Source organism: Flavobacterium pisciphilum, assembly GCF_020905345.1.
GTDB lineage: Bacteria > Bacteroidota > Bacteroidia > Flavobacteriales > Flavobacteriaceae > Flavobacterium > Flavobacterium pisciphilum.
The window spans coordinates 1,559,064-1,572,396 of record NZ_JAJJMO010000001.1 but is presented as its reverse complement, the minus strand read 5'-3'; the positions used below and the strand labels follow the sequence as shown (position 1 = coordinate 1,572,396).

Annotated in this window: 10 protein-coding genes; 3 read left to right on the top strand and 7 right to left on the bottom strand. The window is 32.3% G+C overall.

From position 1 onward, the window contains the following. The first annotated feature begins 680 nt into the window (after positions 1-680). On the top strand, positions 681-2,216 hold the full coding sequence (locus tag LNQ49_RS06145; RefSeq protein WP_229987799.1) for a YifB family Mg chelatase-like AAA ATPase: 1,536 nt from the start codon (positions 681-683) through the stop codon (positions 2,214-2,216). Positions 2,217-2,273: 57 nt separating this feature from the next. Here the strand turns inward: LNQ49_RS06145 and LNQ49_RS06140 are convergent, their stop codons facing one another. The 3 genes from LNQ49_RS06140 to LNQ49_RS06130 all read right to left on the bottom strand — a co-directional run bounded on the left by LNQ49_RS06140 (position 2,274) and on the right by LNQ49_RS06130 (position 7,068). Further along, complete coding sequence (locus LNQ49_RS06140) at positions 2,274-3,515, bottom strand: RsmB/NOP family class I SAM-dependent RNA methyltransferase (protein ID WP_229987798.1); 1,242 nt, start codon at positions 3,513-3,515, stop codon at positions 2,274-2,276. A gap of 141 nt (positions 3,516-3,656) precedes the next feature. Then, complete coding sequence (locus LNQ49_RS06135) at positions 3,657-5,615, bottom strand: KUP/HAK/KT family potassium transporter (protein ID WP_229987797.1); 1,959 nt, start codon at positions 5,613-5,615, stop codon at positions 3,657-3,659. Positions 5,616-5,751: 136 nt separating this feature from the next. Beyond that, positions 5,752-7,068, bottom strand: a complete 1,317-nt coding sequence (locus LNQ49_RS06130; protein ID WP_229987796.1) for a hypothetical protein — start codon at positions 7,066-7,068, stop codon at positions 5,752-5,754. A gap of 117 nt (positions 7,069-7,185) precedes the next feature. On the opposite strand from LNQ49_RS06130, the gene LNQ49_RS06125 reads away from it, so the two are divergent. After that, positions 7,186-8,241, top strand: a complete 1,056-nt coding sequence (locus tag LNQ49_RS06125; RefSeq protein WP_229987795.1) for a beta propeller repeat protein — start codon at positions 7,186-7,188, stop codon at positions 8,239-8,241. 63 nt (positions 8,242-8,304) lie between these two features. Here LNQ49_RS06125 and LNQ49_RS06120 read toward each other — a convergent pair whose 3' ends face one another. The 4 genes from LNQ49_RS06120 to LNQ49_RS06105 form a co-directional block, all read right to left on the bottom strand. Next, positions 8,305-8,763, bottom strand: coding sequence for a sensor of ECF-type sigma factor (locus LNQ49_RS06120; RefSeq protein ID WP_229987794.1), 459 nt, complete (start codon positions 8,761-8,763; stop codon positions 8,305-8,307). Positions 8,764-8,791: 28 nt separating this feature from the next. After that, entirely contained in the window at positions 8,792-9,205 is a 414-nt protein-coding gene (locus LNQ49_RS06115) for a hypothetical protein (RefSeq protein WP_229987793.1), read from the bottom strand. 33 nt (positions 9,206-9,238) lie between these two features. Then, a complete protein-coding gene (locus LNQ49_RS06110) occupies positions 9,239-9,781 on the bottom strand; it encodes an RNA polymerase sigma factor (RefSeq protein ID WP_229987792.1) in 543 nt (180 codons plus the stop codon). Between the two features lie 64 nt (positions 9,782-9,845). Beyond that, on the bottom strand, positions 9,846-10,961 hold the full coding sequence (locus LNQ49_RS06105) for an SRPBCC family protein (RefSeq protein ID WP_229987791.1): 1,116 nt from the start codon (positions 10,959-10,961) through the stop codon (positions 9,846-9,848). 275 nt (positions 10,962-11,236) lie between these two features. Between LNQ49_RS06105 and LNQ49_RS06100 the strand changes: the two genes are divergently transcribed. Beyond that, positions 11,237-13,273: a dipeptidyl-peptidase 3 family protein gene (locus tag LNQ49_RS06100; protein WP_229987790.1), complete on the top strand. Its 2,037-nt coding sequence runs from the start codon at positions 11,237-11,239 to the stop codon at positions 13,271-13,273. Positions 13,274-13,333 lie beyond the last annotated feature (60 nt).

Below are 13,333 nucleotides of genomic sequence, written 5' to 3'. Positions count from 1 at the left end.
TTAAAAATTAAATTACGAGGCTGTCTGTGAAGATTAGCCTCTTTTTTTGTTTTTTATACTTACAAAGATATATATATTTAAATTACAAATTCGGAAAACTTTCAAAATACTTGATTTAAGACGTCTTTTTTAAAATGTATTACGGAATACCATACAATACAAATAACCTTGCAAAAGGCTTTAAAACCGCATTAAATCAATAATTGAGTTTGTTTTATTGAAACATACGTTTGTATTTATGAAAATATATGTTTCAATCTTTTTTCTTATTTTTTTATTTTTTTTTATTTAATTCTTCAATGTTAGGTTGTCCTATTTTTTTTACTTAAATATCATTCAATTTTAATTTTATAAGTGTTTGATAATTAAATTAAAAGAAAGTATTTGGTGAATTTTAAATATGCAAAATATTCGTACTTAGATATAAGCTAATAGATTAGAAAAATATATTTTAAATTACAGGAACAAAATAGATAACTTTGGTTTTAAAGATAGATGGACTATAATGTAGAATTATTGCACATTTAGGATTATTATTAAATGCCAAAATGAAATCTTATCACTACTTCGGGATCTTTCAAATGTTTTGGATTTAAAAGAAGAGGGTAAGTTTGTAATACAAAAACTACAATTTTAAATTATTTTCATTAGTTTTAAAAATAATTTAATGAATAAGATTTATGTTAGTTAAAGTATACGGAAGTGCTGTTTTTGGTGTTGAGGCCACAACGATAACTGTTGAGGTAAATATGGATACAGGAATTGGGTATCATTTAGTAGGTTTGCCTGATAATGCCATTAAAGAAAGTTGTTTTAGGATAGCAGCTGCCTTAAAAAATAATGGGTATAAGATGCCGGGCAAAAAAATCATTATAAATATGGCTCCAGCTGATTTACGCAAAGAGGGCTCGGCTTATGATTTAACTTTAGCAATTGGAATATTAGTCGCTTCAGACCAAATAAAAACAAACGAAATAGATAAGTATATCATAATGGGAGAACTTTCGCTTGACGGAAGTTTACAGCCCATCAGAGGTGCTTTGCCCATTGCAATAAAAGCAAAAGAAGAAGGATATAAAGGTTTTTTTCTGCCAAAGCAAAATGTAAAAGAAGCTGCAATAGTAGCAGGCTTAGATGTTTATGGTGTTGAGAACGTACAAGAAGTAATAGATTTTCTTGAAGGAAAAGGGAGTTTAGAGGCGACAACAATCGATACTAGAGCAGAATTTTATAAAACGTTGGATTTTCCAGAGTTTGATTTCTCGGATGTAAGAGGGCAGGAGAGTATCAAAAGATGCATGGAGATTGCAGCAGCAGGCGGACATAATATAATTCTTGTTGGACCACCAGGAGCAGGGAAAACAATGCTTGCTAAACGATTGCCAAGTATTTTGCCACCAATGACATTAAAAGAGGCACTTGAAACAACCAAAATACATAGTGTTGCTGGGAAACTAAAAGAAGTTGGCTTAATGAACCAAAGGCCTTTTAGATCTCCTCATCATACAATCTCAAATGTAGCCTTAGTCGGAGGAGGAAGTTACCCACAACCGGGAGAAATTTCGATGGCACATAACGGCGTTTTGTTTCTAGATGAATTACCTGAGTTTAAAAGAGATGTATTAGAAGTAATGCGTCAGCCACTAGAAGATAGAGAAGTAACAATTTCGAGAGCAAAGTTTACGGTTACCTATCCGTCATCGTTTATGCTTGTAGCAAGTATGAATCCTAGTCCGAGTGGATTTTTTAATGATCCTGATGCGCCACAAAAATCATCTCCACATGAGATGCAACGGTATTTAAGTAAGGTTTCAGGACCTTTACTGGATAGAATCGACATTCATATAGAAGTTACACCAGTTCCTTTTGAAAAATTAGCAGATGATAATAAAGCAGAGAGTAGCGTGCATATTAGGGAGCGAGTGACAGCAGGACGAGAAATTCAGGCAAAGCGATTTGAGGAATTAGAGAATATAAATTACAATGCACAAATGAACACAAAGCAAATTCGAGAGTTTTGTGTACTTGATGAACAATCTAAATTATTATTAAAAACGGCAATGGAGCGACTGAATCTTTCAGCAAGAGCCTACGACCGAATTCTGAAAGTAGCAAGAACTATTGCTGATCTTGATGCAGCTCCAAGTATTATAGCATCACATATTGCCGAAGCAATACAATATCGCAGTTTAGATCGTGATGGCTGGTTGGGATAAACAAAAAAGAGCAACTTATACAAGTTGCTCTTTTTTTATGTTCAGACAAAGGAGTAATTATGCAACTACTTCTTTCGATTCTTTAGCCTCTTTACGCTCTAATAAAGCCATATAAAATCCATCAAATCCAGACTCAGAAGCCAATATCTTGTGGTCTTTTACAAAAGTAAATTCCTTACCAATTTCTGTTTTTAAGAATTTCTCTACTTGCTCTTGGTTTTCAGAAGGTAAAATAGAACAAGTAGCATAAACTAATTTACCACCTGGTTTTACAATCTTAGAATAGCTTTCTAAAACTTCAGCTTGAACTTTACGAATATTATCGATAAATTCAGGCTTCAATTTCCATTTAGCATCAGGGTTTCTTTTTAAAACACCCAATCCACTACAAGGAGCATCGATTAAAACTCTATCGGCTTTTTCGTGTAATTTCTTAATAACCTTAGTAGTGTCGATAATACGGTACTCAATATTAAAAGCACCATTACGTTTGGCTCTTAATTTTAATTGCTTCAGTTTACTTTCGTATAAATCCATTGCAATTAACTGCCCTTTGTTTTCCATCAAAGAAGCAATATGCAAAGTTTTTCCACCAGCACCAGCACAAGTATCAACTACACGCATTCCAGGTTTTACATCTAGAAAAGCAGCTACACGTTGTGAGTTAGCATCTTGAACCTCAAAGAAACCTTGTTTAAAAGCATCAGTTAAGAATACATTGGCTCTTTCTTTAAGAACTAAAGCATCTGGTTGTTCTTTTAAAAATTCAGTTTCAATATTAAGATCCATCAAGGTAGCCCTTAATTGCTCTTTGGTAGTTTTTAGAGTATTTACTCTAAGTATAACTTTAGCTGGCTGGTTTTGAGCAGCAATTTCTGTAGCCCAAAGTTTTTCACCTAATTCTTTTACACCTAATTCATCCATCCAATCAGGAATAGATTCTTTAATTGCTCTAATTTTAGAAAGCTCGTCAAAACGACCTTTAATTTTTCTTTCAGGAGTTCCTTCTAGCTGGCGCCAATCAGGAATTGGGTATCCTCTTAATACAGCCCATACCGAGAACATTCTCCAAAGGTTATCTCTGTCAAATGGTTCTTTAACTTCGGCAATTTCACCATATAATCTTTTCCAACGAACTATTTCGTATATCGTTTCAGCGACAAATTTCCTGTCAGAACTTCCCCAACGTTTGTCTTTTTTTAATGCTCTTGCAACCACTTTATCTGCATATTCTCCTTCATTAAATATAGCATTTAAAGAATCGATGGTCGTATAAACTAAATTTCTGTGTAATCTCATTTTAAATAATTGAGCTGCAAAGGTACTATTAATTGATTGAAAGTTAAATTTTTAATTTTGAATGTTCTTTTTATATTTTTCATCCAAAAAAAAACACTCTTTTAGGAATTAAAAGAGTGTTTAAGTAAGGTGTATTTTGGTTTAATGTACTCTAGTTAAACCTATGTTTTCTGGAGCATGAAGCACCATTGGGAATTTTTCAATTTTCACAGAACTACTGTCTAATCCAAAAGCGCGTTCTTCAGAAAGACTTAATTTCTTGATGAAGAAATACGAGTTCATGATAATATTTTCATGCCATCTTAAGTCATTGTCATTAGATAAGAATTTCTCAGATAGTACAAATTTGAAATCTCCAATAATATTATTTTTATTCAAAGACTCGTATCGGCTCGTAATATCCACTTCCCCTTTTTTTACCATATCACGAATAACTTCTCTAAACATCAAGTTGATTTTGGTAGGTTCTCTAAATCCTAAATTAAAATCAACTCTATAGATATCGTCTTTAGCAATTTCGGTTACTTTATACTGTGTTTTGTAAGGTTCAGTTAAAATATTTACGTGTACAAACCAATAGATGTCGGCTCTTTTAGGGCGTTTTTGCAAAATAGAGTAAATAACTTTTTCCTCAAGTTCATCTACACGACTAGCATTGGTCATATAAACTAAATGCGTTGCATATTTCGGAATAGATAAATCTTCGCTCAATTCCATTAACACCTTTTTATAATCTTCAATTTTGATAACCTTAGTGTAGTTTTTATTGATTTTCTTAGCTAAGAACCAAATTGTCATAATCAAAATAAGAACAGAAGCAATGATTAATGTTACGTAACCACCTTCGGCAAACTTAGTTACATTGGCAATTAAGAAACTAATTTCGATTGCTAAGTATATTGTAATTAATGGAACCATGAAGTATAATTTTACTCGTTTCATAATCAAGTAGAAATTAAGCAAAATAGTTGTCATGATCATACATAAAACAATTGCAAGACCATAAGCATGCTCCATTTTTCCAGATTCTTCAAAGTGCAATACGATTCCAACACAACCAAAGAACAACAACCAGTTGATAGAAGGAATGTATAATTGTCCTTTAACCTCAGTAGGATATTTTATCTTCACTTTAGGCCAGAAATTCAATCGCATTGCTTCATTTATCAATGTAAATGAACCACTAATAAGAGCTTGAGAAGCAATTACTGCAGCAAGAGTTGCGATAACAATTCCGATAGGTTGGAACCAATCGGCCATGATTAAATAAAATGGATTTCCATTTCCGCCCAAACCTTGTAACGTTTGACCTTCATGATGAATAAGAAAAGCAGCTTGTCCAAAATAGTTTAGAACCAATGCCGATTTAACAAATATCCAGCTAATACGAATGTTTTTTCTTCCACAGTGTCCCATGTCAGAGTACAAAGCCTCGGCTCCTGTAGTACATAAGAATACAAAGCCCAGTACAAAGAAACCATCAGGATGGATAGATAACAAACGATAAGCGTAATAAGGATTGATTGCTTTAAAAACTTCAGGGTGGTGTACAATTTGTATTACTCCCAAAACACCAAGCATGGTAAACCAGATTAGCATCATTGGAGCAAAAAATTTACCCACTAACTTGGTTCCGAATTGCTGTATTGTAAATAAAACGAATAAAATCGCTATAACAATAGGAACAGTATTTATACTCGGATAGTACGTCTTAATTCCTTCAATAGCAGAAGAAACCGATATTGGTGGTGTAATAATACCATCGGCAAGTAAGGCACTTCCTCCTATAATAGCGGGGACGATTAACCACTTTATTTTTGTTTTTTTAACCAGAGCGTATAAGGCAAAAATTCCACCTTCGCCATGATTATCAGCACTTAATGTGATGAGCACATATTTTATAGTAGTTTGTAGTGTTAATGTCCAAAAAACACATGAAATACCACCTAAAACAATGTCAGCATCAATTATATGTTTGCCTAGTATGGCTTTCATTACATATAAAGGAGAGGTTCCTATATCACCATAAATTATCCCTAGTGTGATTAATAAACCTCCGAAAGTTAACTTACTATGTAAGTTCTTGTGTGATGCGCTCATTTAATTTTTAATTTTATAAAAGTCGCGTCAAATTTACTGTTTTAAAACAAATTAACACCAAATTATGAACAATAAAGATAAAAAAAACACGATGGTTGCATCGTGTTTTTGTTTTAATCCGCTATCTATATTGAAATTAGCCTCTTCGGTTGCTGCTTCTTTCAGAAGAGCCACTTTCTCTTGAGCCTGAGTTGTCTCTTGAACCTGAATTTGATCTTTGGTTTTCATAGCCTTGTGGGCTTGATTGTCTAGAAGAACTAGTTCTGTTTTCAGAATTCCCTCTTGAACTCTCCGTTCTTTGAGATGAATAATCTCTAGAAGCATTCCCTCTGTTTTGACTGTAATCTCTAGTAGTTTCTGTTCTTTGTGTTGGTGTTACTACAGTTGAGCTCGGTCTGTTTTGACTATAATCTCTAGTAGTCTCCGTTCTTTGCGTTGGTGTAGTTGCTACAGTAGAACTTGGTCTACCTTGATTATAATCTCTTCCAGTCTCTGTTCTTTGAGAAGTATTACGGTTGCTGTAATCTCTAGTTCCCTCAGTTCTTCCTGTCGAGGTTGAGGTTGTTCTATTTTGAGAATAATCACGAGTAGTTGGTCTTACAGTAGTATTATTTTCTCTAGAAGAACTTGTTCTGTTTTGAGAGTAATCTCTAGTATTAGATCCCGTTCTGTTAGAATAAGAATTGTTTCTTGTATTTGTTTCTCTACTTGCAACACGTCTTTGATCTAATTCATATCTGTTGCTTACATTGTTATTACGTTGTGCAAATCCGTTGTTAGGGTTACGTCTTTCATATCCATAAGAACGATTTGAATTGTATATTACTACAGCAGCACTACTTCTTCTGTGGTTTACATAGTTGTAATGGTTGTTTACGTTAATACAGATATTAATATTGCTTCTATATCTATAAATTGGGTAAGGTCTCCATGCAGTATAGTAAGTTGGGTAGTAATTCCATCTCCAGCTTGAATAATACGGACGGTAATTGGTTACCCAAAACGAAGTGTAAATTACAGGAGTAACTGTGTAAACAGGCTCATAGATATAGTTTTGACCATAAAGGAAGTCGTTACCAACAACCTGAATGTGTACTTTGTTAAAAGAGTCTCTTTCTAAGTCTATAGTTGCTACATCTTGATACACATCTTGATCAAGTACTGCTTGTATGATAACAACGTGAGTTCTGTTTTCAACACTTTCGATTACACGTAAATAATCGACTTGATTATCTCCATTTAAATCAAGATTTGATATTTGGTATTTTGGCTCGTTTAATCTTCTTTCAAAATCCTGAAGATTTGAAGATTCTCCAAAAATTGAAGCTACAGCTCTTAAATCTAAATTATCACTAATATCAGAATTTTTAGCATATACAGTAGCTCCAGCTTGAGCTTGCATAGTAGCAAACCCTAAAGTTAGTAGACCTATTAAAAGTAGTTTCGTTTTCATGACGTATCGTATTATGATTGTTGTTTTAAATTATCCAATTACTGTGCCATAAAAATTATTTAGCGTTTTGATTTTCTGTAAATAATTGTATTTTAGCACAAAATAATTAAAAATATCATGAAGAAATTGGCTCTCTTTTTAAGTTTTTTTAGTTTGGTTATGCATTGTCAGACAGTGGATTATAAGGTAAACGATAAAGAATTTAAGTCGGTAGAAATCGATACGTTGTTTAAAGACCAAATTAGTATTAGAGCGCTGGTGATTGATAAAAATAAAGTGTGGTTTGGGGCTGATAATTCGCGATTTGGATATTATGATTTAAAAGATAAAGAAAAATATGTAGAGCATATTTATAGAGATACTTTAAAGTTAGAATTTAGAAGTATAGCACAAACATCAAAAAACATTTTTTTATTAAGTGTAGCAAATCCAGCTTTGTTATATCAAGTATCAAAAGAAACTAAAAAAACGAGATTGGTTTATAAAGAAGTTAATGATAAAGTGTTTTATGATAGTATGCAATTTTGGAATGATTCTGAAGGAATTGCGGTAGGCGATCCTACTGAGGATACTTTTTCGATATTAATAACACGCGATGGCGGCAATACATGGGTAAAGTTGTTGTCAGACCGATTGCCTACGATGGCAAAAGGGGAAGCAGCATTTGCAGCAAGTAATACTAATATTGTTATAAAAGGAAAAGAAACATGGTTGGTTTCTGGTGGAAAAAGAGCAAGGGTTTTTTATTCTAAGGATAAAGGAAAAACTTGGAAAGTTGCAGAAACTCCTATCGTACAAGGAAAAACGATGACAGGAATTTTTACAGCTGATTTTTATGATTCAAAAAATGGCTTTATTGCAGGTGGTGATTATGAATTTCCAGAGCAAAATTCAGATAATAAGGCAATTACTACCGATGGTGGTAAAACTTGGAATTTAATAGCTCAGAATGCTGGTTTCGGTTATGCTTCTTGCGTACAATATGTGCCAAAAAGCAAAGGCAAAGAGCTTGTCGTGATAGGAGCTTTAGGGTTGCACTACTCGGCAGATGGCGGAAATACATGGAAGCAATTGTCTACAGATTCAAGTCTTTTTACAATACGATTTATGAATTCTAATACTGCAATTGCTGCGGGTCACAATAAAATGGTTCAAATCCACTTTAAAAAATGAGAACCCTAAATAATAAAGTAATTATTATAAAGGGTTCTCCGCTGTTGTTATTTTTAAGAAGGTTTAGTTTTTACCTGCTTTGTCTCGATATTGATGTAATAGTTTGCGATTAAAATCATCTTCTGATTTTCGAAGGATTATGATTTTTTTCGCAGGAAGTATTTTCTTCAAGTTGGTAGCGTATTTTTTGCGTAAAAGATACAATTCTTCATCAGTACTTTCTATTTGAGAAAGCAGTGTAGCAGCTTCTTTTTCAGTCATATTTTTTAAACTCTCATCAGTTAGCTTCCTTGTATACGCTTTCATTTTTTGATGTCTCAATTCAAATTGTTTGTCATCATACGTATTGTATATTGGCCAAAATTTTTCTGATTCAGCTGAAGTTAAGTCTAATTCAGTTGTAAGGAAAGAAACTTTGTATGCTTTTATTTTTTCTCTCTTTTCATCCATTTTCTCATTCTGAGCATAAAAAGGAAGAGTAATTAAGAATATAAATAGCGGAAGTATGTTTTTAATTTTCATCTGCATCATTTTTAATATAATTGTATTTTTATTCTAAAATTAGATGTTCAATATTAGGATTCGATGCTAGAACATCTTCTAGGGTATCATCACCTAAGGCAATATTTTGATCTAAATTATTAATATCATTTGTGTCTAGTTCATGAATTAAATCATACTGATTTAAATTTGATTGATAAGATAAATAAGTCTCTAAGGTAGCTTCGTCAAGTTCTTTAGATTTTGTTACATATTTATATACTATCGGTACAGTTAAAGCAATGACAAGTACTGCGGCAACTGCAATGAATGTTTTTTTATTTCTTGCAAATAAAGAAATTGTTTTAGGTTCATTTTGTGGTAGCTCCTCAAGTAGATTTACTGTGAAATTTTCAAAGTAATTTTCTGGAGTTTTAAATCCAGTCTCTATTTTTGGCTCGTTTTCTAATTTAAATGCTTTCATGATGTATGTAAGACTATATTAGTTGAAAAAGGTTTAATTGGATATAACATAAGCTTCTATTTTTTTTACCGCATGGTGATAAGATGCTTTTAATGCTCCAACAGAAGTGCCTAATATTTCGGCTATTTCTTCATATTTTAATTCCTCAAAATATTTCATTTTAAAAACCAATTGTTGCTTCTCTGGAAGTGTAACAATAGCTTTTTGTAATTTTATCTGAATTTCATTTCCGTCAAAATAAATGTCGGCTTGAAGATTATCAATTGTTTTATTCTGTAACGCTTCAGAGGTTATTCCACTTAGCTTAGCTTTCTGACTTAAAAAAGTTATAGCTTCATTAGTTGCAATTCGATATATCCATGAAAATAGTTTACTATCTCCTTTAAATTTACTTAGATAACGAAATACTTTTACAAAAGTATTTTGCAAAACATCGTGTGCGTCATCATGATCCAAAACAATATTTCGGATATGACTATATAACGGTTTTTGGTAATCGGATACGAGTTTTTGAAACGCTATATTTTGCGTCTTGGGGTTCAATAACTCTTGTATAAATACCTTTTCGTCTGTCAACTTTATAAATTATATAAGTTAGAATAGAATTTTTCGAAAAGGTTTAATCTCCGTTTCGGATTTTTTAAAATTCAGATTCCTCTTCTTTTGCGGGAGGAGGAGTATGAGTTGGAGTAGTTTCTGTTCTAGGGGTATGAACTACTGGTGTCTCTACTGGAACCACTTTCGGTTTTACAGGGTAATAAATCTCAGTAACCCATTTTGAAGGATTTGGAATTTCAGATTTACTTACTGAATAAATTTCAAGATGTGACCAATTAAGATCTGGGAATAATTTCTGATTGTTGATATACGCCTTAGCTTTTTCTATTGCTTGTTTGGTATGTGAATAGTCTCCTTTCAACGTTGTTTTTACAGCTTCAAATGGTTCTAATTTACCTGTTGAAATATCACTTCCAGCACTTGTAAAGATTTCTTTTTTGATAGGAAGACAAATAGATATTTTGGCTAATCCGTTTGTTGTATCATAGGTATGATATAGTACAAATGGTTTTCCATTGATTTCAATACCATTCGCTTCACAAAACGAAATTAATTTAGGAGCAACTACTCTAACGTTTTTAGTGATTTTTGCAATCTCGCTAGTAAATGATTGACTGATATAAAATGTTTCTGGTTTTTTTACAACACCATCTACTTTGATATCAAATGTATTGGTTTCGTAAACTAATATTTTATCTAAGTTGGCTAAACTTTTTTCGTACATAGTACCGATAACTTTATCAGCTCCACCGTTAAGTGCCGAATATATTTTGAAAAGAAAACTCATAGTTCCTTTAGATTTCCATGTAACTTTAGTTCCTCCAAGTGTGTCTTTAAAAACCCATGAAACATCAGCTAAACTTCCATCGAAATTCATTTTTTGTGTAATGCTTTGTGTATCGGTAACAGCAATGGTTTTCATGTCTCCACTACCATCGTTTCCTTTCCATGAAAAAGAAGCATTTAATCCAGAAGTATTTTGTGGAAAGACGAATTGCATAGTAGGATCTTCAACTACCCAAGAACCAAAATCTGCCCAGTTTCTGTAATCATTTACAAAATTAAATAAAGGAGCACGTTGTGTTTTAATAACCTTGCTTCTCTCAACTGTGAAATCACCTTTTTGAGTAGCTACAAATACAGTTAATGAGACTAAACTTAATAGTAATAGAAGAAATATATATTTTAAAATTCTCATAGTATCTTGGTTATTTTCAGGTGTAAAGTTATAAATTTTATTAATATCCGATGGGGGATAATAAAAAGTCAAAACTAGGTCTTTTTTGTTAATTTTCTTGCTTTCCGAATAGTTTTATAAAAAAATATTTGGAGGAAAAATAATTGAGCAATATAAATAAAAAAGACTTTTAAAAATAACCTAAAGGTAATATTAACGATGTTTTTTATATATTTTTTAAAGAAAATGTATCTTTGATGGATAATAATAATTTTATAAACTAAATATCATTAATAATGAAATTACTTAAAGCTGCAGGAATTTTTATGACTGTTGGTATTTCGGTTATTTGTAACGCTCAGGTTGCTAGTACATCTACACTGAAAACAAACATCGATAAGCCTTTTGATTTTACAGTAGAGCAATTTGCCGACATTAAAGTATTACGTTATCAAATACCAGGTTGGGAAAATTTAACACTGAAAGAACAAGAATTAGTATATTATCTTACGCAGGCAGGAACTGCTGGTCGTGATATAATGTGGGATCAGAACTACAAGAATAATTTAAAAATCAGAAAAGCACTTGAGCAGATTTATGTAAGTTATAAAGGGGATAAAAAGAGTTCTGACTGGAAAAATTTTGAAATTTATCTTAAGCGTGTTTGGTTTTCTAATGGTATTCACCATCATTATTCTAATGAGAAGATCAAACCTGATTTTTCAAAAGCATACTTTGAAGGTTTGTTAAAAGTTACTAAAACTAAATTAGCAGCAGATGTTACAGCTATTTTGTTTAATAATATAGATAGCAAAAAAGTAAATTTGGATGAATCTAAAGGATTGTTAGCAGGTTCAGCTATTAATTTTTATGATAAAGGAATAACATTAGAAGAGGCTGAAAATTTTTATAAAAAGCAAACAAGCCCAGATCCAAAGAAACCTATCTCTTATGGATTGAATTCTAAATTGGTTAAAAACTCAAAAGGACAATTAGAAGAAAAAGTTTGGAAAAGCGGTGGAATGTATGGAGCTGCTATTGATAAAATTATCTTTTGGTTAGAAAAAGCTAAAACAGTAGCCGAAAATAAAAAACAAGGTGATGCTATAGGATTACTAATTGAATATTATAGAACAGGAAGTTTAAAAACTTGGGATGATTATAATATTGCTTGGTTGCATGCTACAGAAGGTAATATTGATTACATAAGTGGTTTTATCGAAGTATATAATGATCCATTAGGATATAGAGGTTCTTATGAAGGAGTTGTGCAAATCAAAGATTTTGATATGTCGGCTAAAATGGAAGTGATCTCAAAAAGTGCACAATGGTTTGAAGATAATTCACCATTAATGGCAGATCATAAAAAGAAAAATGTTGTTGGGGTTTCATACAAAACTGTAATCGTAGCAGGAGAGTCTGGAGATGCTTCACCTAGTACACCAATTGGTGTAAATCTTCCTAATGCTGATTGGATTCGTGCAGAGCATGGTTCAAAATCAGTTTCATTAGGTAATATTATCGATGCTTACTCGCAATCATCAGGAAGTGGTAAATTACAAGAATTTGCTAATGATGAAGAAGAAATTGCATTGGCAAAAAAATATGGAGAACTTGGAGATAAATTACATACTGCTTTACACGAAGTTGTAGGTCATGCTTCAGGGCAAATAAATGAAGGCGTTGGAACTCCAAAAGAAACATTAAAAAGTTATGCTTCGACTCTTGAAGAAGGCAGAGCTGATTTAGTAGGTTTATTTTATTTATACAATCCGAAATTACAAGAACTTGGATTGGTTGATGATTGGAAAAAAGTTGGAATGGAATCGTATGATAGTTATATCCGTAATGGTTTAATGACTCAATTGGTTCGTTTGGACTTAGGTGCTAACATCGAAGAGGCTCACATGAGAAACCGTCAATGGGTAAGTGCTTGGGTTTATGAAAAAGGGAAGAAAGATAATGTAATTGAGAAAATTACTCGTAATGGTAAAACTTATTTCAATATTACTGATTACGATAAATTACATGATTTATTCGGACAATTATTGCGTGAAGTACAACGTATAAAATCTGAGGGAGATTATAATGCTGGAAAAGCTTTGGTAGAAAATTATGGTGTAAAAGTAGACCAGAAATTACATGCTGAGGTTTTAGAGCGTAACAAGCAATTCCCATCAGCGCCATATAGCGGATTTGTGAATCCTGTTTTGGAGCCTAAGTTAGATGCAAAAGGAAAGATTATTTCTATTGAAGTGAAACAACCTAAAACATTTGCAGAACAAATGTTGAACTACTCTAAAAACTTTGGTTTCTTGCCTTTAGAGAACTAATAAGTATATATAGATAATGAAAATGCCCGCTAAGTTAGCGGGCATTTTTTATGAGATAGA